Below are 22,443 nucleotides of genomic sequence, written 5' to 3'. Positions count from 1 at the left end.
CGAGAGGACCCGTACCCATGTCCGACATCGAGATCCAGAAGGTCACCGCGCACATCGGTGCCCGTGTCCTGGGCGTCGACATCTCCAAGCCCCTGGACGACATCACCGCCGCCGCCCTGCGCACCGCCCTCAACGAGCACAAGGCGCTGGTCTTCGACGACGTCGACCTGGACGACGAGGGCCAGCAGGCCTTCGCCCGCCACTTCGGCGACCTCACCACCGCGCACCCCACCGTGCCCGCCGTGGACGGCGCCCCGAACGTGCTGCCCGTCGACAGCGAGCGGGGCCGCGCCAACCACTGGCACACCGACGTGACCTTCGTCCTCAACCCTCCGCAGGCCAGCACCCTGCGCAGCATCACCGTCCCGCCGTACGGAGGCGAGACGCTCATCGCCAACTCCGCGGCCGCCTACCGCGATCTGCCCGAACCGCTCCGCGCGTTCGCCGACACCCTGTGGGCCGAGCACACCAACGACTACGACTACGCGGTGCCGGACGAGAGCATCGACGAGGAACAGGCCGCGCAGCGCGCCCAGTTCACGTCCATCAAGTTCCGCACCGTGCACCCGGTCGTCCGGGTGCACCCGCTGACCGGTGAACGCGGGCTGTTCATCGGCGGGTTCGCGCAGCGGATCGCCGGGCTTTCGGTCGGCGAGTCCCGCAAGATCCTCGACCTGCTCCAGGCGTACGTCACCCGGCCCGAGAACGTCCTGCGCTGGCGCTGGTCCCCGAACCAGCTCGTCCTGTTCGACAACCGGATCACCCAGCACTACGCGATCGACAACTACGACGGCCTGCCGCGCCGTCTGCACCGGGTGACGGTCGCCGGTGACGTGCCGGTCGGCATCGAGGGCACGGAGAGCCACTCGATCACGGGCGATGCCTCGCACTACACGTCGGTGGTCGCGTGACGCCGCCCCGGCTCATGTGACGGGCGACGACGGCCCCCGCGCGGATCCCCCGCGCGGGGGCCGTCCCGTCAGATCCCGCACGGCACGTTGAACGAGAGCAGGGCGGCCGACCCGTCCTCCATCCGGAGTTCGGTGACCGCCCCGTTGCGCAGGCCCGGCAGGACGCGGCGGTACTCGCCCAGCGGGATGGACAGGGCGGTGCACAGCACCAGGCGCAGCAGGGTGTTGTGGGCGACGACCAGCACGCGTTCGCCGGGGTGGGTCTCGGCGATGTGGCGCAGAGCGCGGGTTCCCCGGGCCGCCGCCGCGCGCGGATCCTCCGCCTCGGGGAACGGGTAGGACACCGGGTCGGCGCGGAACGCCTTGGCCCGGACCGGGTTCTCCGCCTCGAACTCGGCGAGCGTGCGGCCCTCCACCACCCCGAAGTCGCATTCGCGCAGGCCGGGTTCACGCCGGGCGGCCAGCCCGAGGGCGTGGCACGCGGGCTCGGCGGTGGCGACGGCGCGGGACATGGTCGAGGTCCAGATCGCGTCGACGGGGTGTGCGGCGGCCCAGCGGCCGAGGGCCTCCGCCTGGGCTCGGCCCTCCTCGGTGAGGTCGACGTCGCTCACTCCGGCGTAGCGGTTCTCCGCGTGCCAGACGGTCTGCCCGTGCCGGGCCAGGAGGAGGGTCGTACTGCGGCTCGTTGTACTCATGAGGCCGCAGTATCCAGGTCGGGCCGGGCCCCGGGGGTGCGCCACGAAAGTCCCGGCCCCCGGCGGGACACGACGCGTCCCGTCACCGGGCCCGGTCCGCGCGGGACCGGGCCGAACCCGGGTCCGACCGGGCCCGGGCACGGTGTCCGCGGTGCCTACAGGTTGCTGAAGTCCGGTCCCGCCGTACGGGTGCGCTTGATCTCGTAGAAGCCCGGCACCGAGGCGACCATGAGCGTGCCGTCCCAGAGCTTGGCGGCGTCCTCGCCCTTGGGGGCGGGGGTGACGACCGGGCCGAAGAAGGCGAGCTGCTCGCCGTCGGAGCCGGGGACGGCGATGACCGGGGTGCCGACGTCCTGGCCGACCTTGTCGATGCCCTCCTTGTGGGAGGCGCGCAGCTCGGCGTCGAACTCGAAGTCCGCCTGGTCGGCGTAGTCGATCAGGTCGGCGGGAAGCCCGACCTCTTCGAGGGCGCCGGCTATGGCCTCCTTGGTCGGGCCCGTGCCGTCGTTGTGGAAGCGGGTGCCGAGCGCGGTGTACAGCGGGCCGAGGACGTCGTCGCCGTGCTTCTGCCAGGCGGCGGTGACCACCCGGACGGACTGCCACGCCGTGGTCGCGAGCATCTCTCGGTAGTGGTCGGGAAGCTCGTCCAGCTTGGGCTCGTTCAGTACGGCCAGGCTCATGATGTGCCAGCGGACCTCGATGTCGCGGACCTTCTCCACTTCCAGCACCCAGCGCGAGGTCATCCAGGCCCAGGGGCACAGCGGGTCGAACCAGAAGTCGACGGGGGTCTTGCCGGAACTGGTCTGAGCGGTCTGCTCGGGCATGGCTCTCCTCGGAACGCGGTGTTTCCCGTGGCAACACCGGCACTCGCCCACACCATTCCCGTGTGTCCGTGCGATTCCGACGGGTCCGAGGGTTTCCCCTGTGTCTGTGTCGTCGCAGCGCCCGCCGTAAGGAGCACATGGCAGGATCGGCCCTGTTCGCACATGTCTATGACGCCATGAGGGAGTGCAGTCGTGCCCGGAGAGAATCTGTCCCGCGACGAGGCCCAGGAGCGGGCGGCACTGCTGTCCGTCGACAGCTACGACGTCTTCCTCGACCTGCGCTCGGCCGTCGGGGAGCCGGCGTCCGGCGAGCCCCGCACCTTCCGCTCGGTCACCACGCTCCGCTTCCGCTGCGCCGAGCCGGGCGCGGCGAGCTTCGCGGACCTGATCGCGCCGAGTGTGACGGCCGTCTCGCTCAATGGCAGGGACCTCGACCCCGGTCAGGTGTTCGACGGCTCCCGGATCCGGCTGGAGGACCTCGCCGCCGAGAACGAGCTCGTCGTGGACGCGCAGTGCGCCTACTCCCGCACCGGCGAGGGCATGCACCGCTTCGTCGACCCCGAGGACGGCGAGGTGTATCTGTACACGCAGTACGAGCCCGCCGACGCGCGGCGCGTCTTCGCCGACTTCGAGCAGCCCGACCTCAAGGCGCCGTTCCGTTTCGAGGTGCGGGCCCCCGAGGGCTGGACGGTCTGGAGCAACGGCGTCGGCGAACTCACGGATGGCGTCTGGAAGTTCGCCGAGACCAAGCCGATCTCCACGTACATCACGGCGGTCGTGGCGGGCCCGTACCACTATGTGACGGACTCCTACTCCCGCACCTTCGACGACGGTACGACGCTGGAGATCCCCCTCGGCGCGATGTGCCGCAAGGGCCTGGCCCCCCACTTCGACGCCGACGACGTGTTCCTGGTGACCAAGCAGGGGCTGGACTTCTTCCACGACCACTTCGACTACCCGTACCCGTTCGGGAAGTACGACCAGGCGTTCGTGCCCGAGTACAACCTCGGCGCGATGGAGAACCCGGGTCTCGTCACCTTCCGCGAGGAGTACATCTTCCGCGGCAAGGTGACGCAGACGTCGTACGAGGCGCGGGCGAACGTCATCCTGCACGAGATGGCGCACATGTGGTTCGGCGACCTCGTCACCATGGTCTGGTGGGACGACCTGTGGCTGAAGGAGTCCTTCGCCGACTTCATGGGCACGTTCGCGAACGTCGGCGCGACCCGTTTCACCGACGCCTGGATCACGTTCGCCAACCGCCGCAAGGCCTGGGCCTACCGCGCGGACCAGCTTCCGTCCACCCACCCGATCACGGCCGACATCCGTGACCTCCAGGACGCCAAGCTGAACTTCGACGGCATCACCTACGCCAAGGGCGCCTCCGTCCTGAAGCAGCTGGTGGCGTACGCCGGACAGGACGCCTTCCTGGAGGGCGCCCGCCGCTACTTCAAGCGGAACGCGTACGGCAACACCCGCCTCGGCGATCTGCTGTCGGCCCTGGAGGAGACGAGCGGACGGGACATGGCCGCCTGGTCCCGGTCCTGGCTCCAGACCGCGGGCGTCAACTCCCTCACCCCGCAGGTGATCCTGGACGCGGAGGGACGCGTCGCCGAGCTGGCGGTGCTCCAGGAGGCGCCCGAGTCCCACCCCGAACTGCGCCCGCACCGCGTGGCCGTGGGCCTGTACCGCCGCGAGGACGGCGACGGCCCGCTCGTGCGGTACGCCCGCGCCGAGGTGGACGTCGACGGGCCGCGCACGGTCGTCACCGAGCTGGCGGGAGCGGAGGCCCCGGCGCTCGTCCTCGTCAACGACGACGACCTCACGTACTGCAAGATCCGCTTCGACGAGGGCTCGCTGGCCACGCTGCGGGACGCGCTCGGCGACATCACGGACCCGCTCGCCCGGGCGCTGTGCTGGTCGGCGCTGTGGAACCTCACCCGCGACGCGATCGTGCCCGCCCGGGACTTCATCGCCCTGGTGCTGCGGTTCGCGGGCCGCGAGTCCGACATCGGCGTCCTGCAGATGCTGCACGCCTGGGCGAACTCCGCGCTCGTCAACTACGCGGCGCCCGACTGGCGCGAGCAGGGCGAGACGCTGCTCGCCGAGGGCGCACTGAAGGAGCTGCGGCTGGCCGAGCCGGGCGGCCAGCACCAGCTCGCCTGGGCCCGTTTCTTCGCCGACGTCGCATCGAGCGAGACCGATCTCCAACTGCTCCAGGGCCTGCTGGAGGGGACGGCGAAGATCGACGGCCTCGAGGTCGACCAGGAGCTGCGCTGGGCGTTCCTGGAGCCGCTGGCCTCGCGGGGCGTGGCCGACGAGTCCGTCCTCGCCGCCGAACTCGCCCGTGACGACACGGCGTCCGGCAAGCGGCACCAGGTCCGCTGTCTGGCCGCCCGGCCCTCCGCGGCGGTCAAGGCCCAGGCCTGGGCGGCCGTCGTGGAGTCCGACGCGCTGTCCAACGCCCTCGTCGAGGCGACCATCTCCGGCTTCGCCCGGCCGTCCCGGCGGGACCTGCTGGCGCCGTACGCCGCCAAGTACTTCGCCGCCATCGACCGCGTCTGGGCGGAGCGCTCCATCCAGATCGGCATGGACGTGGTCAGGGGCCTGTTCCCCGCGCTCCAGGACTCCCCGGAGACCCTCGCGGCGACGGACGCCTGGCTCGCGGCGCGCGCGGACGCGCCGCCGGCGCTGCGCCGGCTGGTGCTGGAGTCGCGGGACGATCTGGCGCGGGCACTGCGGGGGCAGGCCTGCGACATCGCCGCCGCGGGCTGATCACCCGTACCACGCGGGACCACACCGCGGAGGGCACCGGCGCCACGGCGTCCGGCGCCCTCCGCGGTGGCACGTCCGGGGCCCTCCGCCGTGGGCACGTCCGGTGCCTTCGCGGTGGGCACGTCCGGTGCCTTCGCGGTGGGCTGATCCGATGCGCACACTGGTTACGAAATGCATGTATTCAGACCCGTGACCCGTGCCGATCCGCCTCCGGACCAGCACCTTTCGGCAGTCGAACATTCGCACCGGAAGGCGCATTTGTCCCGATTCGTCGACGAGCGGGTAACAGCGGTTAGAAGACGGCTCCCCGGCGGAAGACCCCGGACCATGAGCCACCGCACCCCCAACTCCCCCCGCACCCTGCGCCACTCGTCCCCCGTACGGCACCGGGTCCTGACCACCGCACAGTTACGCGACCGCCATGTGACGGCCGCGGACGCCAACGAGCGGTGCCGGCCCGGCGGCCCCTGGCAGCGGATCCTTCCCGGCGTCTTCCTTCTGCGTCCCGGCCCTCCCACGCCCGAGGAGCGGCTGCACGCGGCGCTGCTCTACACCGCGCGTCCCCCCTCCGCCCGCACGGCACCCCGCGTCCCCGTCCAGCCGGGCTCCGAGGAACCGCGCGGCCACCGGCCCTCCGCGGACGCGCTGATCACCGGTCTGGCGGCGCTGGCCCTGCACGGCTTCTCCTGCGTCCCGCCGCTGCCCTCCCTCGTCACGATCGACGTGCTCGTCCCCCGGCTGCGCCGGGTGCGCTCGACCGGCTGCGTCAGCATCGTGCGCACGACCGTGCTGCCGGCGCCCACGTTCGTGGCCGGGGTCCCGGTCGCCGCCGTCCCCCGCGCGCTGGCCGACGCGGTCGCGGAGCTGACCGACGCGGAGGCGGTGCGCGAGCTGCTGGCGGAGGCGGTGCGCCGCGGCTACTGCGAACCGCGTTCGGTCGTGGAGGAGCTGACGGCGGCCCGGCTGCTGGACCGCCCGCACGTGGTGGACGCCGTTGACTCGCTGGTGGCGGAGGGCAGGGCGATCGCGGAGAACCGTCTGTACCGGATGGTCTTCGAGCACGGACTGCCCGACCCGGTCTGGAACGTCGACCTGCGGCTGCCCGGAGGCCCCCACCTCGGTGGCCTCGACGCGTACTGGCCCGAGCAGGCGGTGGCGGTCGAGCTGGTCACCCGGACACCGCTCCAGGACGCGGACGCCCAGGGATCCGAGCAGGCCCGCAGGCGCGAGTACCTGGAGCGGCTGGGCATCACCGTCGTCCACGTCACCCCGCGGAAGCTCAGGGACGCGATGGAACAGCAGGCCACGGTCGTACGGACCGCGCTCATGGCCGCGGACGACCGCGATCCGGCCGCGCATGTCGTGGTGCTGCCCCGGTCGTGACGGACAGGGCCGCGCCCAGAGGTGAGGAACGAGGCCCACGTGCTGTTCGCGCGGACCTGCTCCCGCGTTCCCGTGGCGTTGTCAGTGCCCCGATCTACTGTGGGGCGGGCAGGAGTTCCCTGGCCGGACGCACCTGCCCTGACGAGCCGGACCAACGACAGGAGAGCGTGATGACGACCCTGCCCGACCGCCCGAAGACAGCACTGCTGGTGATCGACATGCAGCACGGAGCCGTGAACGGCACCCTCGGTCTCGCGACCGTGATCGCGAACATCGGCACGCTCGTCGCCAGGGCCCGCGCCGAGGCGGTGCCGGTGATCTGGGTGCAGCACTCCGACGACCAGATGAAGTACGGCAGCGAGTCCTGGCAGTACGTGCCGGAGCTGGTCCGCGAGGACACGGAGCCCGTCGTCCACAAGAACTACGGCGACTCCTTCGAGGCCACCGACCTGGAGGACCTGCTCGCCGAGCGTGCGGTCGGCCATGTCGTGATCACCGGCGCCCAGACCGACATGTGCGTCCGCTCCACACTCCACAGCGCCTTCACCCGTGGATACGACGTCACGCTGGTCGGCGACGCCCACACCACGGAGGACCTCACCGCGTACGGCGCCCCCACCCCGGCCGAGGTCGTCGCCCACACCAACCTGTACTGGAAGGAGCAGCGCGCGCCCGGCCGGCGCGGGGACACCGTCGAGACGGCGAAGGTGAGCTTCGCCGCCCGAGCCGTCGGCTAGTGCCGCGTCAGCCAAGGTTCGCCCCGTCGCGACGCCCGGCACGCCCTCTCGCCGCACCGGCCGAAAGCCCAAGTACGTCCAGTACGAGGACTTCCGGCCGGCACGCCGAGAGCACGCACCGAACGCCGCTCCTCAAAGGGCAAACCTTGACTGACACGGCACTAGAGCCTGTCGGACAGGCCCTGGGACGGGCTCCCGGACCGGTCCGGGGACGGGCTGGTCGCGGGCGGCCGCTTCCCGCAGAACTCCGCCTCGACGACGGCTTCGGCGTCGCCCGCCCAGTCGCCGTTGAAGTTGAAGGCGAGGGAATGGCGGCCGTCCGCGGTGGTGAGGGCCACGCTGGACGAGCCGTGGATGCCGCCGTCATGGCCCCAGACACGGACGCCGCAGCTCAGCTTCCCCTCCAGGAGGCCGAGGCCGTAGCGCATGCCCGGGACTCCGTCGACGGCGACCGTCGTCCGCATCTCCCTGAGCTGCTCGCGCGGCAGGAGCCTGCCGCGCAGGAGTGCGGTGTAGAAGCGGTTCAGGTCGGAGCCGTCGGAGATCATCTCCCCCGCGGAGGACGCCCAGGAGGGGTTCAGCGCGGTGACGTCGTAAGTCGGTCCCGTCGTGGTCTCGGCCAGTTTGGAGTACGCCCTGCTGCTGGGCGAAGGGAGCGTGACCCGGGTGCCCGGCAGCGAAGTGGCGTGCAGGCCGAGGGGCTTGATGATCCGGTCGCGGATCTGCGAGGCGTAGGAACGGCCGGTGACCTTCTCGATCACCATGCCGGCCAGGACGTAGTTGGTGTTGGAGTAGTTCCAGGACGTGCCCGGCGCGAAGTCCGGCTTGTGGGACAGGGCGACGGCGACGAGCTGTCCGGGGGTCAGTGTGTCGTAGCGGTGCCGGAGGAAACCGTCCTTGGTGAGATACGTGGCGCCGAAGCCGTCGTCGGCCGTGTAGTTGAAGGTCCCGCTGGTGTGGTTGAGGAGTTGGCGGACGGTGATCCCGGTGCCGTCGTTGCCGTTGCCGCGCACCACGCCGGGCAGCCAGGTGTCCACGGTGTCGTCCAGGGACAGCCGTCCCTCGGCCTCGAGCTGGAGCAGGACCGTGGAGATGAACGTCTTGGTGATGCTGCCCACGCGGTAGCGGTCGGCCGTGGACCGCGGCGCGCCGGTCCTCAGATCTCCGACGCCCGCGGTGGCCGACCAGGTGCCGTGCCGGTCCACGGCCGTCGCCGTCACCCCCGGCACACCGTCGTGCACGGCCGCTTCCAGGGCCTGCCCTGTCGGCGCGTGGCCGTCCTTCGCGGGCGCCGCCGCCGCGATGCCCGCCTGCGTCACCGCGATCCCCGCGGCGATCGCCCCCACCAGTGCCGTACGAACCCTCATGTCTTCCCCGTCTCGCTGTGGGACTCGGTCGGGGGGAGGGACCCGAGGGCACGTCGGCGGGTTGCCCGGACAGCGCGGGTTGATCCCTTTTCAGCCCTTCCTCAGGATCAGCTCGGTGTTGCGGTCGCGTGAGGTGCCCGACAGGTCGGTGCGGGCGCCGGGGGCGTTGAAGGAGAGTTCGCGGTACAGCGCCGCGAGGCCCGTCTGGGTGAGGTCGGAGAAGTCCGTGGCGTGCGGGGCCGCGGACTCGATGAGTGTGGTGAACAGCGAGAGCGTGCCGTCCTTGTTGTCCACCAGTTCGATGACGCGGGCGAGCTGGGGGAAGTCGACGTGGGAGGCGGTGCTGATCTCCCAGAAGGAGCGGTTGCCGGCGGCGGCGTGCGGGATGATCTCGTTCCTGTGGGTGTGGCCGTTCACCCAGGCCAGCGTGTTGCTGAAGCGGGCGAGCAGGGAGACGACCTCGCTGCCGCCGTGCCGCGCCTCGGCCGGGTGGGCCGGGTCGGCGTGGGTGTTGTGCATGCTCTTGCTGGTGTGGTGACTGAAGACGATGACGTACGAGTCCGCGTTGTCGCGCAGCGTCTTCTCCAGCCAGCGCAGCTGAGCCGTGCCGATGGAGCCCTGGTAGTGGCCGCCGGGGTCGGTGGTGTCCAGGCTGACGCCGATGACGTCCTCGGCGATCCGGAACGTGTAGTACTGGGTGCCCGCGGAGAGGTTCGCGGACGAGTAGCCGTGGCCGAACGGGCCCGGCCCGGTGTACGCCGGGTCGAGGTGCGCCTTGACGTACTCGGCGGGGGTGAACGGGGCCCGCTTCTCGTCGGGCGTGACCGAGCGCATCTCGCGGGCGTGCGCCCTGAGCAGGTCGTGGAACGCGGCGCCCTTGGGGCTGCTGCCGTTCTTGATGCTCTTGGCCAGCGTGGTGGCCTCCGCCGAGCCCAGTGACATCAGCTTCTTGCCGCCGACGGCGAACTCGGTGAGGTAGGAGTCGCCGCGTGATCCGTAGCAGCCGAGCGGGAGCGCGTCGTGGTTGCCGACGGTGGAGTACCAGGGCAGCTTCAGGCCGGGGCTGCGCAGTTCGCGGATGGCCGCCTCCAGGAAGCCCTGGAGGCGCGGGAAGCCGAGCTGCTTGTCGGCGTCGCGCAGGGCGGCGTCGGGCTGCCAGTAGGTCTTCAGACCGCTGGCCTGGACGCCCTCGTAGTGCCGCGGGTCACCGCTGTTGGGGGTGATGCGGCCGCCGCTCATGACCTTCAGGAACCACTCCAGCTCCGTCTTGGAGTTGTTGTCGGTGTTGTCCCCGGTGGTCATGACGAAGTGCAGCGGGGTTCCGGTGGCGGGAGCTCCGTGCAGCGAGTTGACCCGCTCGATCAGGGAGACCGCGCCCGCGACGGTCAGCGCCTCCTGCGGGCGCCAGGAGCTCTTGTTCTGGGAGCGCAGGTACTCCAGGCGCAGCGGGTGCTGGGCGTCGACCAGGTGCAGGTCGGTGAGCTGCACGAACGCGGCGAGCGCGGTGCGCCGGTCGGCTCGGCCCGTCTTGGCCGCGGCCAGTTCGTCGCGCACGACCCGCTTCCAGCCGGCGCCGTCACCGAGCCTGCGGTACCCGGTGGAGCCGGAGCGCGGGGTGGCGACGGAGCCCAGGGTCGTGCCGCGGGTGTACGGGGCGAGCGCGGCCGGTCCCTTCGGGCCGGTGGTGGCCGACTGGCCCTCGGCGTGGGCGCCGGAGTCGGCGGCGGGCGCCTGGGCGGCCGTCGCCGCCTGCGCCGGGGACTGGGGGCGCAGGGCCAGACCGATCCCCGCGGAGAGGGACACCGCTCCGGTGGCGGCCAGCAGGGTGCGGCGGTTGAGGGCGGGTACGGTGGCGACAGAGCGTATGCGCGGCATGGCGCGGTCTCCCCGAGTGCGAACGCGTCGGCAGTGGCCGCGGAGCGCTCGACCGGCGAACTCCCCGCTTGTACTGGATCGTTGGCACTGGGGATGACCTGCGCGTTAACTGGACGGCAACGGGCGACGCCGATCGCCGTACGTCGATCTTCGCGCGCCCTGGGCGTCCATGGAGTCCTGTCCGAACGGCCGGTGGAGGGTCACTCCGCGTTCATCTTGCGGGGTAGGGGAGGTGGATCCGGGGCCACGCACGCCCGTTCACGGCGACTCCCGCCCGTTCACGGATTCGCCGGCGAGTACGCGGGCGCGGACCAGCGCAGCGGGCTGGCGGCGGACGTCTCGACGGCTTCGGCGAGGGTGAAGCGGACGGTCCGTTCGCCGTCGGGGGTGAACTCCGTGCGGGCCGTACCGGTGAGCTGGAGCACCGTTCCCGATGTCCAGTCCAGGAAGAGCAGGCCGGCGCGCGGATCGGCCGCGAGGTTGCCGAGGGTCAGGAACATGGAGTTCCCGGGGTAGTCGGGCCAGCTCAGTTCGCCGGGTGTGCCGACACGCACGAAGCCGGGGTTGCCGCCGCGGTGGCTCGCGTCGGCGCCGTGCGCGTGGACCGTGGCGAGGAAGAAGGTGTCGGCGGCCTCGACGAACTCCCGCTGGGAGGAGGTGAGTTCGCCGGCACGCCGGGGAGTGCCCGCCGTGCGGCCGGTCACCGTCTCGTACGTCTGCCTCTTCTGGAGGTACTTGGGGCAGTTGGCGAAGACCTGGTCGGCCTCGACGGCGAAGCCGCGCGGGGTGGGCCGGACCCGGCCGTTGAGGCGCATACGGCGACGGGTGCGCGGGTCGAGTGCGATGGTGCCGACGGCGGTGCCCGGGGTGGTGAGCGCGGCGGTGAGCGGATCACCCGCCGCGAGGCCGCCCGCGACAGAGATCTGCCGGGCGCCGGTGGCCCGCACGAATCCAGGATCCCCGGTGAGCAGCGAGGCCCACACCCCGCCGCCCGTCGTCCCGGCGTCGCGCTCCCCTTCCGTCCCGCCCTCGGGGGCCGCCGCGCCGACGACCAGCATGGGCTGGAGTTCGAGGAACGCGGCGACCACCGGACGGATGCCCTGGCCGACGGACCGGCCCACATGATCGGCGAGGTCCCGGACGCCGACACGGTCCTGGATCGCCCGCGAGCCGGAGTGATACGTCATGACGCCTCCAGGCGTGAGAGGCTAACCTTTGTCATCGATATTAGAGGTTAGAATCGAGAACGTCAACCGGTGACTTACTCTTGAGGGGTTAGTCGCGAAGGGAGACCCCCATGTCCACCAGCCCCGACCCCCGCCCCCTCACCGGCGAGCCGGTCTCGCTCGACCTGCTCAACACCCGCTGGATCCACGAGGGCGAGGTGCGGGACCTGCTGGCCGACACCGAGGGCCTCACGGTGTGGCTGGCGGGCAACGGGCTCGACTTCCCGGCCGACGACACCGTCCTGCGGCACACGCTCGAAGCCCGCGACGCCCTGCGCGCCGCGGTCGACACCCCCCACGGCGAGGCCGGCCGGCAAGGCTCCCGGTTCCCGGCACAGGCCGCCGCCCGCGTCGACGCCGTCCTCGCACACGGACGCGTCCGCCTGACGCTGACCGATCAAGGGCCGGGCGGGACACCGGAGTTCGACGACCTCGCCTGGGGCCCGGCCTGGCTCGCCGCGCGCGACTACCTGGAACTGCTCCAGGCCGCTCCGGACCGCATCCGCCGCTGCGCCCACGAGGCGTGCGTCCTGCACTTCTTCGACACCTCACGGAACGGCACCCGCCGCTGGTGCTCGATGGCGGCCTGCGGTAACCGCGCGAAGGCGTCCCGCCACTACGCGCGCACAAAAGAGAGCTGAATCGACAAAGAGAGACATCCACCCCGCCCTGGATATCCGCCTATAGCGCACGATCTCTGACGTGACGCATGGCGGAAGTACGCCATGGCTGTATCCCGCCACGGTCAACTCTCCCCAAACAACTGCCCCTTGGGTAAAGCTGAGCGGTCATCCGGGTTCACATTCCGGACTGATGCGACCGGTCCCTCAAGAACCGCCGGAACCGGCCGTTCCACGCTCGTTCCTTTACCTCCAAGGGATGCAGATGACCTCCGACCCTCAGCGCGCCCCGATATCGGGCGCGAGACGCGTGGCCCGCCTGGCCATGGCAGCGGGCCTGGTGGCCGCGCTCTCCGCGGCAGGGCCCATACCCATGGCCTTCTCCGCGGACACGGGTGCGCCCACGGCCGACCCCGGCACCAAGTCCGCCGCCGCCAAACTCGGTTCGACCGACGCCGACCTCCTCACCGAGGCCAAGGCCAACGGCGACAAGAACGTCACGATGATGATCGCGACGGCTCCCGGCCAGACCGAGCAGGTCGCCAAGGAGCTGGACGCGGTCAAGGGCGGCTCGGTGGGCCGCAGTGACGACAAGCTCGGCTATGTCCGCGCCACCGTCCCGACGAGCAGGGCGGACTCGGCCATCGCCGCCGCCGCGAAGCTTTCCTCGGTGCACGGGATCGACCTGCGCCAGGAGATCGCGCTGGACGACCCGACCCCGAGCGCCGACACGGCCAAGCACGGCAGCAACGCCTCCACGGCCGCCACCTACCCGGGTCCCGGCAAGAAGACGCCCGCCGAGAACCCGTACAACCCGTCCTTCGAGACGGGCGCCGTGGACTTCGTGCAGGACCACCCGAAGGCGGACGGCCGGGGCGTCACCATCGGCATCCTCGACTCCGGCGTCGACCTGGGCCACCCCGCGCTGCAGAAGACCACCACCGGAGAGCGCAAGATCGTCGACTGGGTCACCTCGACCGACCCGATCCTCGACAGCGACGCGACCTGGCGCCCGATGATCACCCCCGTGGCCGGGCCCACCTTCACGTACGGCGGCAAGACGTGGACGGCGCCGGCGGGTTCGTACGAGATCAGCACGTTCCGGGAGTCGGCGACGGCGGGCGGCGACGCCGCCGGCGACGCGAACCGCGACGGTGACACCACCGACGTCTGGGGCGTGCTCTACGACCCGGCGGCAGGCACGGTCACCGTCGACCTGAACAACAACAGCGACTTCACCGACGACACGCCGATGAAGCCGTACAAGGACGGCTACCAGATCGGTTACTTCGGTACCGACAACCCGGCGACGGACGTCGTCGAGCGGCAGCCGTTCGTCGTGGAGATCCGCAAGGACGTACCCATGGACCCGTACGGCGGGACCTGGGTCGGCAAGAAGGCCGACTTCGTCAACATCGGCGTCATCGAGTCCGAGCACGGTACGCACGTCGCGGGCATCACCTCCGCCAACGGCCTGTTCGGCGGGAAGATGAACGGCGCCGCGCCCGGCGCGAAGATCGTCTCCTCGCGTGCCTGCACCTGGACCGGCGGCTGCACCAACGTGGCGCTCACCGAGGGCATGATCGACCTCGTCGCCAACCGCGGCGTGGACATCGTCAACATGTCCATCGGCGGCCTGCCCGCGCTCAACGACGGCAACAACGCGCGCTCCGAGCTCTACACGCGTCTCATCGACACCTACGGCGTCCAGCTCGTGATCTCCGCGGGCAACTCCGGCCCCGGCGCGAACACGATCGGCGACCCGGGCCTGGCCGACAAGGTCATCTCGGTCGGCGCGACCATCTCCAAGGAGACCTGGGCAGCCAACTACGGCTCGCAGGTGGAGAAGAAGTACGCGATGCTGCCCTTCTCCTCGCGCGGCCCGCGTGAGGACGGCGGCTTCACGCCGACGCTGAGCGCGCCCGGCGCCTCCATCAACTCCACCCAGACCTGGCTGCCGGGCTCCCCGGTCGCCGAGGCGGGCTACACCCTTCCGGCCGGCTACTCGATGCTCCAGGGCACCTCGATGGCGTCCCCGCAGGCCGCGGGCGCCTCGGCGCTGCTGCTGAGCGCGGCGAAGCAGAAGGGCATCAGCCTCACCCCGGCCACCCTGCGCACCGCGCTGACGTCGACCGCCGACCACATCAAGGGCGTTCAGGCGTACGAGGAGGGTGCGGGCCTCATCAACATCGGTGACGCCTGGGACTCCATCAAGGACGGCGCCACCGCCCACGACGCTGCGTCTTCCAACTACACCGTCAAGGCCCCGGTCGACACCGCGATCGACTTCGCGCTGAAGACACCGGGCTTCGGTACCGGTCTGTACGACCGCGAGGGCGGCCTCAAGGCGGGCCAGCGCAAGACGTACGACATCACCGTCACGCGTACGTCGGGCGCGGACCGGCCGGTCCGGCACGAGCTCTCCTTCGAGAACAACGCCGGCGGCACCTTCCGGATCCTCGGCAAGGACGAGGTGTACCTCCCGCTGAACCAGCCGGTGACCGTCAAGGTCCAGGCCGCGCCGGAGTCGGCCGGGCTCAAGAGCGCGATCCTGGAGGTCGACGACCCGCGCACCGAGGGCGTCGACAAGCAGATCCTCTCGACCGTCGTCGTCTCCTCGCCGCTGAAGTACACCTACAGCGCGTCGAGTTCGGTGCAGCGCAACAGCACCACCTCGTACTTCGTGACGGTCCCCGAGGGCGCCAAGTCCCTGGAGGTCGCGATCGGCGGGCTGAAGGACAAGAGCCAGACCCGGTTCATCGCGATCCACCCGTACGGCGTTCCGGTCGACAACACCAGCACCCCGTACTGCTACAGCAACTACCTCGACGGCAACGGCTGCAAGCCCGACGTGCGTTCGTACGCGGACCCGCAGTCCGGCGTCTGGGAGATCGAGGTCGAGGCGCGCCGCACCTCGCCGCTGCTCGACAACCCGTACAAGCTGGATGTCGCCGTGCTCGGCGCGGCCTTCGACCCGGCCGTCGTGACCGTCCCCGAGGCCAAGGTCGGCACCCCGGCCACCGCCTCCTGGAAGGTGACGAACAACTTCGCCGCGATCGACGGCAGGCTGAAGGGCGGTCCGCTCGGCTCCTCCAAGAACGCGCGGCCGACCATCACCGAGGGCGCGACGCAGACCACCACGGTCGAGGTGCCCGCGGGCGCCGCGTCGCTCGACGTGGCCATCGGGAACGTCTCGGACAACGCCGCCGACCTCGACCTGACGGTGTACAACGCCGCCGGGGCCGTCGTCGGACAGTCCGCGGACGGTGACTCGGAGGAGGCCGTCTCCATCGCCTCCCCCGCCGCCGGTACGTACACCATCGAGGTCGCGGGCTACGCGGTCCCGTCGGGCTCGACGGCGTACGACTACCAGGACGTGTTCTTCTCCAGCGCGCTCGGCACGGTCACGGTCGACGACTCCACCCCGGTGAAGCTCGCCACCGGTGCCTCGGCCACGGTGTCCGGCTCGGTCACCGCCGCCGCGGCGGCACCCGAGGGACGCGAGTTCTTCGGTCAGGTCCAGCTGGTGAACGCGCGCGGCACGGTCGCGGGCCTCGGCAGCGTGAAGATCGAGAAGGTCACGCCGTAGCGGTGTGACGCCCGGCCGCGCGAGCGGCCCGGGGACTTGGGCGGGCGTCCGGGAACGGACGCCCGCCCTTTCGCGTGTCTCCCGCCCGCGGACCGCCCTGCCCCGTGCCCGGACAGCCCTTCCCGTGCCCCCGCCGGCCCGCAGTCCCTTCCGGGCGACCCGGCCCGGACCGCGGGTCACCGCTCGTCGGTGGCGCACCTCATCCTCTGGGACTCGGGCAGCGCCTTGACGATCCAGGACCGGTCGCGGGCGATCTGCTGCTCCCCCGTGGTCCAGATGTCGGGCATCGAGGCGTGCCGCTGGATGCCGATCAGGACCTCGTCGCCCCGGTGCAGCCGCGGGTCGACGGCCCGGTCCATCAGGAAGGTGACCTTCTTCGCGCCCGTGGCCGGCTTGTAGTAGTGGTAGACGTCCAGGGTGATCCGGTCCTGTTCGGCACCGGGGACCGCCACCACATCGGTGACCGTGCCCTCCACGATGAGCCGGGAGCAGGCGATGTAGCCGGGGGCGCTGAGCGAGCCCGCGTCGCCGCTGTCCGCCTTGGCGTCGGAGTTGGCCGAGTTCGCGGTCACTCCGTCCGACCCTCCGCTCGTGGCCAGCCAGCCCAGCCCGACGACCATCGTGGCCACCGCGGCCGCCGCCAGCGTGCCGACGGCCATGGCACGCGAAGGCCGGAAGCGCTTCTTCGGAGCGCCGCCGGGCCGCCCGCCCCCGGACGCCCGCGGCCCCTCGGCCCGCCGGTACTTCCCGGACCTCCCGGGCTTCTGGGACGCCCGGACCGGCCCGGCCGACCGCCCGGTGTCCGCCAGCGCGTCACCGATGACGACCAGCTGCTCCCGGAGCACCTCGACGTCCGCGGCGGCCGACCGGTGCTCGGCCATGAACACGATGTCGTCGCGCGCGCCCTCGGGCAGTTCGGCGTCCGTGATCGCGGCCATCAGCGCGTCCACACCTTCGTACTCGGCCACGTCACACCACCTCGTCCTCGTGCAGGCGGGCGCGCAGCGCGCGGACCGCCGTGTGCAGCCTGCTCTTGACCGTGCCCTCGGGTATGCCGAGCTCGTCGGCGATGTCCCGCACCGGCAGGTCGGCGTAGAACCGCAGGACGAGAACCTGGCGCTGGGGGTCGGGCAGTTCGTCCAGGCCCTGGGCGACGGCCAGCGAGAGCACGCTGGACTCCTCGTCCGAGGGCTGCGCCGGCTGGCGCAGCGAGGCGAGCCGTTCCCCCAGCCGCTCCTGCCGGCGTTTGGCCCGGTGCCAGTCCATCGCCAGGTTCGAGGCGACGACCGCCGCCCAGGCGGACACGTCCCGCGGCGCCTCGTCCCCCTTGGCGGCCCGCTCCAGCAACCGCAGCCGGACCTGCTGTACCCCGTCCGGCAGGTCCGCCTGCGGTACGCCGCCGAGCGCGAGCACCGCCCGTACCCGGCGTTCCTGCGTCGCGTCCAGGGGGTCGTCCGCCCCCGGTGCCCGACGTGTCCTTCTGCGCAGCACAGCACCCCTCCCCTCCCCGCGTCCCCTCTACGACGCCGGTGCGGGCCAAAACGTTCGGCCCGGTTCGAGTCGTACGTCACACCGGGCCCGTGCCGTGACCGCGCCCGCACCGTACGGCTTGCGGTCACCCCGCGTCGCCGGGCGATTTCTTCGTACCCGGACACTCGGACGCCGCAGGATCGGGCACCTCTGCGCGTGTCCCGGCGTCCCACGTCGTGAGCGGCGCGGTGAAAGGATTGGACACGCGGGCCCGGGTCAGACGCATGATGGAAGCGTTGGACCACGTAGAACGCACGTCAAGGGAGTCGCCGTGAGGGTCGGAATCGTCGGAGCCACCGGTATGGTCGGCACAGCCATGCGCAAGATCCTCGTCGAACGGGACTTCCCGGTCGAGGAACTGCGTCTGTTCGCCTCCGCCCGTTCGGCCGGGACGGTCGTCGACGGGGTCACGGTGGAGGACGCTTCCACGGCGGACTACTCGGGCCTGGACATCGTGCTGTTCTCAGCGGGTGGGGCCACCTCCAAGGCGCTGTGCGAGAAGGTCGCCTCCCAGGGCGCCGTCGTGATCGACAACTCCTCCGCCTGGCGCAGGGACCCCGAGGTACCCCTCGTCGTCTCCGAGGTGAACCCGCACGCGATCGCCGACCGTCCCAAGGGCATCATCGCCAACCCGAACTGCACGACGATGGCCGCGATGCCGGTCCTGAAGCCGCTGCACGAGGAGGCGGGCCTCGAGGCGCTGGTCGTCGCCACCTACCAGGCGGTGTCCGGCTCGGGCGTCGCCGGTGTGGCGGAGCTGCACGGTCAGGCCCTGAAGGTCGTCGGTGAGGCCGACCTGCTGACCCACGACGGCGAGGCGGTCGACTTCCCCGAGCCGCAGGTCTACAAGCGCCCCATCGCCTTCAACGTGCTCCCGCTCGCGGGTTCGGTCGTCGACGACGGTCTGAACGAGACGGACGAGGAGCAGAAGCTGCGCAACGAGTCCCGCAAGATCCTGGAGATCCCCGCCCTCAAGGTCTCCGGCACCTGTGTCCGGGTCCCGGTGTTCTCCGGCCACTCCCTCCAGGTGAACGCCCGCTTCGCCCGCCCGCTCTCCGCCGAGCGCGCCACCGAGCTGCTCGCGGGCGCCCCGGGTGTCGTCCTCTCGGACATCCCGACCCCGCTCCAGGCCGCCGGCAAGGACGCCTCGTACGTCGGGCGCATCCGGCCGGACGAGACCGTCGAGCACGGGCTCGCGCTGTTCGTCTCCAGCGACAACCTCCGCAAGGGTGCCGCGCTGAACGCGGTCCAGATCGCGGAGCTGGTGGCGGCCGAGCTCAACGAGGGCTGACGCCCGGATCCACACACGCCCGAGGGGACGGGCACCGACCGACCGGTGCCCGCCCCCTCGGGTTCTCCTGCGACGCGTCGCGTCCGCCGGCTAGGCGGTCGTGGCCCGCGCGTCCGCCGCCTGCGCCTTCAGGGCCCGCTCGACGCCCGAGCGGGACTCCGAGACGAGGCGCCGCAGGGCCGCGTTGGGCTCGGCCGAGGCCAGCCACGCGTCCGTCCGCGCGAGGGTCTCCTCGGCGATGTGGATGCCCGGGTAGAGGCCGGTCGCGATCTGCTGCGCGATCTCGTGCGAGCGGGCGTCCCAGATCTCCTTGACCACGGAGAAGTACTTGTCCGTGTACGGGGCCAGCAGCTCACGCTGGTCGGCCTGCACGAAGCCGCCGATGACCGCTTCCTGCACGGCGTTCGGGAGCTTGTCGGACTCGACGACCGAGGCCCACGCCTCCGCCTTCGCCTCCTCGGTGGGCCGGGCCGCGCGGGCGGTGGCCGCGTGCCGCTCGCCGGCCGCCGTCTTGTCGCGCTCGTACTCGGCGGCGATCTCCACCTCGTCGAAGCGTCCGACGGCCGCGAGCCGCTGCACGAACGCCCAGCGCAGCTCGGTGTCGACGGCGAGGCCCTCGATGGTCCCGCGGCCTTCGAGCAGCGCCTCCAGGAGGTCGAGCTGCTCCGGTGTGCGCGCGGTCGCCGCGAAGGCGCGCGCCCAGGCGAGCTGGTGGTCACCGCCTGCCTCGGCCGCGTGCAGGTGGGCGAGCGTCGCGTCCGTCCAGCGGGTCAGCAGCGCCTCGCGGGCGGTCGGGTCGGCGTACAGCTCGATGGCGAGCTTCACCTGCCGGTGCAGCGACTGCACGACACCGATGTCGGACTCCTTGCCGATGCCGGAGAGCACCAGCGCCAGGTAGTCGCGGGCGGCGAGTTCGGCGTCGCGGGTCATGTCCCAGGCCGAGGCCCAGCACAGGGCGCGCGGCAGGGAGGACGCGAAGTCGCCGAGGTGCTCGGTGACGAAGGCCAGCGAGTCCTCGTCGAGGCGGACCTTGGCGTACGACAGGTCGTCGTCGTTGAGCAGGATCACGGCGGGGCGGCGCCTGCCGACGAGCTGCGGTACGGCGGTCAGTTCACCGTCCACGTCCAGCTCGACGCGCTCGTCGCGCACCAGCTTGCCGCTGTCGCCGTCGAGCTCGTACAGGCCGACCGCGATGCGGTGCGGGCGCAGCGTCGGCGCGCCCTGGGCGCCGGCGGGCAGGGCCGGGGCCTCCTGGCGGACGGCGAAGGAGGTGATGACACCGTCCGCGTCGGTCTCGATCTCCGGGCGCAGGATGTTGATCCCGGCGGTCTGGAGCCACTTCTGCGACCAGGTGCCGAGGTCGCGTCCGGAGGTCTCCTCCAGGGCGCCGAGGAGGTCGGACAGGCGCGTGTTCCCGAAGGCGTGGGCCTTGAAGTAGGCCTGGACGCCGCGGAAGAACTCGTCCATGCCGACGTAGGCGACGAGCTGCTTGAGGACGGAGGCGCCCTTGGCGTACGTGATGCCGTCGAAGTTGACGAGCACGTCGTCGAGGTCGCGGATCTCGGCCATGATCGGGTGGGTCGAGGGCAGCTGGTCCTGCCGGTACGCCCACGTCTTCATGGAGTTGGCGAACGTGGTCCAGGAGTGCGGCCACCGGCTGTCGGGGTGGTAGGCCTGGCAGGCGATGGAGGTGTAGGTGGCGAACGACTCGTTCAGCCACAGGTCGTTCCACCACTCCATGGTCACGAGGTCGCCGAACCACATGTGGGCCAGCTCGTGCAGGATCGTCTCGGCGCGCAGCTCGTACGCGGCGTCGGTGACCTTGGAGCGGAAGACGTACTGGTCGCGGATGGTGACCGCGCCGGCGTTCTCCATCGCGCCCGCGTTGAACTCGGGCACGAAGAGCTGGTCGTACTTCGTGAACGGGTACGCGTAGTCGAACTTCTCCTGGAACCAGTCGAAGCCCTGCCGGGTGACCTCGAAGATCGCGTCCGAGTCGAGGAACTCGGCGAGCGAGGGGCGGCAGTAGATGCCGAGCGGGACGGTCTGCCCGTCCTTCTCGTACACGCTGTGCACCGAGTGGTACGGGCCGACGATCAGCGCGGTGATGTACGTCGAGATCCGCGGCGTCGGCTCGAAGACCCAGACGTCGTCCTTGGGCTCCGGGGTCGGCGAGTTGGAAATGACCGTCCAGCCGTTCGGCGCCTTCACGGTGAACTGGAAGGTCGCCTTGAGGTCGGGCTGCTCGAAGGAAGCGAAGACGCGGCGCGCGTCGGGCACCTCGAACTGGGTGTACAGGTAGGCCTGCTGGTCGACGGGGTCGACGAACCGGTGCAGGCCCTCACCCGTGTTGGTGTACGCGCAGTCGGCTACGACGCGGACGACGTTGCGCCCCTGAAGGAGCCCGGGCAGCGCGATCCGCGAGTCCTTGAAGACCTCGGCCGGATCGAGCGGGTCGCCGTTGAGGGTGACTTCGTGGACGGCCGGGGCCACCAGGTCGATGAAGGACTCGGCGCCGGTCTCGGCGGAGTCGAAGCGCACCGTGGTCACGGACCGGTAGGTGCCGCCCTCCTGCGCGCCGGAGAGGTCGAGATCGACCTCGTACGAGTCAACGGTGAGCAGCTTCGCGCGCTGCTGCGCCTCTTCGCGGGTCAGGTTTGTGCCAGGCACGCGGTCATCTCCTCGTTATGTGTGGGTTGCGTCATCCTTCCACGGGACCCGCACACAGCGCGATGTCCGTTTCCCGCCGGTGCCGGGCCGTCGCGGGCGGGAGCCTGGATCCATGACGACGTACACCGCACAGCCCATCGGCGCGGCCGTTCTCGAGGAGCTCCGCGCCACCGACGACGCGGGCCGCCGGCCCGTCCCGCTGACCGAGGACGAGGGCGGATCCCCGTTGCGCTGCTGTCTGCGCCGCAGCGAGCCCGGAGAGCGCGTCGCCCTGGTCTCCTACGCCCCGTTGCGCCGCTGGGCGGAGCGGACCGGCGCCGAGCCCGGCCCCTACGACGAGACGGGCCCGGTCTTCATCCACGCGGACGTGTGCGCGGGCCCGGCCACGGACGCCCTCCCGTTCACGAACGCCCACCGAACGGTCCGCCGCTACTCGGCCCAAGGGCACATCCTGGGCGGGCGAATGGTCGAGGCGCCGTCCGCGTTCGACGAGGCCTTCACGAAGGCGTTCGCCGAGGCGTTCGCGGACCCGGAGGTGGCACTGGTCCATGTACGGGCGGTGGAGTACGGCTGCTTCCTGTACGAGGTGCGGCGGGTCTGAGGCCCCGAGAACGCGTCGAGGGAGTCCGCGCGCCCCGGGGGCGCGCGGACTCCCTCGACGGAGAGCCGGTGTGGACCGGGCGGGGCTCAGCCCTGCTTCGGCTGCTTGTGGGACTTGTCCAGGATCATCACTAGGGCGGTGATGCCCGCGAACAGCGCGATCGGCAGCACGACGTAGAGGCCGAGCGTCTCGATCACGCTCAGGCCGGAGCCGGGGTCGTCGCCGTCGTCGCGGGTCAGCGCGAGCGCGGGGGACGACATGAGCAGCATCATCAGCGTCGTACCGGCCGCCAGGGCACCGGCGCGCAGAGCGTTCTTCTTGTCCACGGTGCAAACGTAGCGAACACCCG

General features: G+C 71.2%; 17 protein-coding genes. 8 read left to right on the top strand and 9 right to left on the bottom strand.

The window, feature by feature from the left end; genetic code table 11:
• Positions 1–17 precede the first annotated feature (17 nt).
• On the top strand, positions 18–911 hold the full coding sequence (locus tag OG780_RS27190) for a TauD/TfdA dioxygenase family protein (RefSeq protein WP_328452437.1): 894 nt from the start codon (positions 18–20) through the stop codon (positions 909–911).
• Between the two features lie 68 nt (positions 912–979).
• On the opposite strand, the gene OG780_RS27185 is transcribed toward OG780_RS27190, so the two are convergent.
• Positions 980–1,606: a histidine phosphatase family protein gene (locus OG780_RS27185; protein ID WP_328452436.1), complete on the bottom strand. Its 627-nt coding sequence runs from the start codon at positions 1,604–1,606 to the stop codon at positions 980–982.
• Between the two features lie 155 nt (positions 1,607–1,761).
• Positions 1,762–2,430 carry a mycothiol-dependent nitroreductase Rv2466c family protein gene (locus tag OG780_RS27180; protein WP_328452435.1) on the bottom strand — a complete coding sequence of 223 codons (669 nt, stop codon included), beginning with the start codon at positions 2,428–2,430 and terminating at the stop codon, positions 1,762–1,764.
• 192 nt (positions 2,431–2,622) lie between these two features.
• Here OG780_RS27180 and pepN (OG780_RS27175) point away from each other — a divergent pair, with 192 nt between their 5' ends.
• From pepN (OG780_RS27175) to OG780_RS27165, 3 genes are all read left to right on the top strand, one after another.
• Positions 2,623–5,205, top strand: a complete 2,583-nt coding sequence (gene pepN, locus OG780_RS27175; RefSeq protein WP_328452433.1) for an aminopeptidase N — start codon at positions 2,623–2,625, stop codon at positions 5,203–5,205.
• A 327-nt stretch (positions 5,206–5,532) separates the two neighbouring features.
• Positions 5,533–6,588: a hypothetical protein gene (locus OG780_RS27170; protein WP_328452431.1), complete on the top strand. Its 1,056-nt coding sequence runs from the start codon at positions 5,533–5,535 to the stop codon at positions 6,586–6,588.
• A 170-nt stretch (positions 6,589–6,758) separates the two neighbouring features.
• Positions 6,759–7,325, top strand: coding sequence for a cysteine hydrolase family protein (locus OG780_RS27165; RefSeq protein ID WP_328452429.1), 567 nt, complete (start codon positions 6,759–6,761; stop codon positions 7,323–7,325).
• 161 nt (positions 7,326–7,486) lie between these two features.
• Here the strand turns inward: OG780_RS27165 and OG780_RS27160 are convergent, their stop codons facing one another.
• The 3 genes from OG780_RS27160 to OG780_RS27150 all read right to left on the bottom strand — a co-directional run bounded on the left by OG780_RS27160 (position 7,487) and on the right by OG780_RS27150 (position 11,754).
• Positions 7,487–8,692 (bottom strand): serine hydrolase domain-containing protein, encoded by a 1,206-nt coding sequence (locus OG780_RS27160; protein ID WP_328452427.1) that lies wholly within the window; start codon positions 8,690–8,692, stop codon positions 7,487–7,489.
• A gap of 90 nt (positions 8,693–8,782) precedes the next feature.
• Positions 8,783–10,567, bottom strand: coding sequence for a TIGR03767 family metallophosphoesterase (locus OG780_RS27155; protein WP_328452425.1), 1,785 nt, complete (start codon positions 10,565–10,567; stop codon positions 8,783–8,785).
• A gap of 278 nt (positions 10,568–10,845) precedes the next feature.
• Positions 10,846–11,754: a pyridoxamine 5'-phosphate oxidase family protein gene (locus tag OG780_RS27150; protein ID WP_328452423.1), complete on the bottom strand. Its 909-nt coding sequence runs from the start codon at positions 11,752–11,754 to the stop codon at positions 10,846–10,848.
• Between the two features lie 110 nt (positions 11,755–11,864).
• Between OG780_RS27150 and OG780_RS27145 the strand changes: the two genes are divergently transcribed.
• Positions 11,865–12,434 carry a CGNR zinc finger domain-containing protein gene (locus tag OG780_RS27145; protein ID WP_328452421.1) on the top strand — a complete coding sequence of 190 codons (570 nt, stop codon included), beginning with the start codon at positions 11,865–11,867 and terminating at the stop codon, positions 12,432–12,434.
• 244 nt (positions 12,435–12,678) lie between these two features.
• Positions 12,679–16,002, top strand: a complete 3,324-nt coding sequence (locus OG780_RS27140) for a S8 family serine peptidase (RefSeq protein ID WP_328452419.1) — start codon at positions 12,679–12,681, stop codon at positions 16,000–16,002.
• A 176-nt stretch (positions 16,003–16,178) separates the two neighbouring features.
• On the opposite strand, the gene OG780_RS27135 is transcribed toward OG780_RS27140, so the two are convergent.
• The gene (locus OG780_RS27135; RefSeq protein ID WP_328452417.1) at positions 16,179–16,970 is read right to left on the bottom strand and encodes a hypothetical protein; all 792 of its coding nucleotides are present in this window, start codon (positions 16,968–16,970) and stop codon (positions 16,179–16,181) included.
• A gap of 1 nt (position 16,971) precedes the next feature.
• Positions 16,972–17,493: a sigma-70 family RNA polymerase sigma factor gene (locus OG780_RS27130; protein WP_326787758.1), complete on the bottom strand. Its 522-nt coding sequence runs from the start codon at positions 17,491–17,493 to the stop codon at positions 16,972–16,974.
• 310 nt (positions 17,494–17,803) lie between these two features.
• Here OG780_RS27130 and OG780_RS27125 point away from each other — a divergent pair, with 310 nt between their 5' ends.
• Entirely contained in the window at positions 17,804–18,823 is a 1,020-nt protein-coding gene (locus OG780_RS27125; RefSeq protein ID WP_328452414.1) for an aspartate-semialdehyde dehydrogenase, read from the top strand.
• Positions 18,824–18,913: 90 nt separating this feature from the next.
• Here OG780_RS27125 and pepN (OG780_RS27120) read toward each other — a convergent pair whose 3' ends face one another.
• Complete coding sequence (gene pepN / locus OG780_RS27120; RefSeq protein ID WP_328452412.1) at positions 18,914–21,493, bottom strand: aminopeptidase N; 2,580 nt, start codon at positions 21,491–21,493, stop codon at positions 18,914–18,916.
• 112 nt (positions 21,494–21,605) lie between these two features.
• Here pepN (OG780_RS27120) and OG780_RS27115 point away from each other — a divergent pair, with 112 nt between their 5' ends.
• A complete protein-coding gene (locus tag OG780_RS27115) occupies positions 21,606–22,094 on the top strand; it encodes a DUF1203 domain-containing protein (protein ID WP_328452410.1) in 489 nt (162 codons plus the stop codon).
• Positions 22,095–22,180: 86 nt separating this feature from the next.
• On the opposite strand, the gene OG780_RS27110 is transcribed toward OG780_RS27115, so the two are convergent.
• Positions 22,181–22,420, bottom strand: coding sequence for a hypothetical protein (locus OG780_RS27110; RefSeq protein ID WP_328452408.1), 240 nt, complete (start codon positions 22,418–22,420; stop codon positions 22,181–22,183).
• Positions 22,421–22,443: the final 23 nt, after the last annotated feature.

The sequence above is a fragment of the Streptomyces sp. NBC_00386 genome (genome assembly GCF_036063235.1).
Lineage (GTDB): Bacteria > Actinomycetota > Actinomycetes > Streptomycetales > Streptomycetaceae > Streptomyces.
This window is presented reverse-complemented; position numbering and strand designations above follow the sequence as displayed.

Coding starts and splice junctions, on each gene's coding strand:
- OG780_RS27190 (WP_328452437.1), top strand. CDS start 18: ATGTCCGACATCGAGATCCAGAAGGTCACCGCGCACATCGGTGCCCGT.
- OG780_RS27185 (WP_328452436.1), bottom strand. CDS start 1,606: ATGAGTACAACGAGCCGCAGTACGACCCTCCTCCTGGCCCGGCACGGG.
- OG780_RS27180 (WP_328452435.1), bottom strand. CDS start 2,430: ATGCCCGAGCAGACCGCTCAGACCAGTTCCGGCAAGACCCCCGTCGAC.
- OG780_RS27170 (WP_328452431.1), top strand. CDS start 5,533: ATGAGCCACCGCACCCCCAACTCCCCCCGCACCCTGCGCCACTCGTCC.
- OG780_RS27165 (WP_328452429.1), top strand. CDS start 6,759: ATGACGACCCTGCCCGACCGCCCGAAGACAGCACTGCTGGTGATCGAC.
- OG780_RS27160 (WP_328452427.1), bottom strand. CDS start 8,692: ATGAGGGTTCGTACGGCACTGGTGGGGGCGATCGCCGCGGGGATCGCG.
- OG780_RS27155 (WP_328452425.1), bottom strand. CDS start 10,567: ATGCCGCGCATACGCTCTGTCGCCACCGTACCCGCCCTCAACCGCCGC.
- OG780_RS27150 (WP_328452423.1), bottom strand. CDS start 11,754: ATGACGTATCACTCCGGCTCGCGGGCGATCCAGGACCGTGTCGGCGTC.
- OG780_RS27145 (WP_328452421.1), top strand. CDS start 11,865: ATGTCCACCAGCCCCGACCCCCGCCCCCTCACCGGCGAGCCGGTCTCG.
- OG780_RS27140 (WP_328452419.1), top strand. CDS start 12,679: ATGACCTCCGACCCTCAGCGCGCCCCGATATCGGGCGCGAGACGCGTG.
- OG780_RS27115 (WP_328452410.1), top strand. CDS start 21,606: ATGACGACGTACACCGCACAGCCCATCGGCGCGGCCGTTCTCGAGGAG.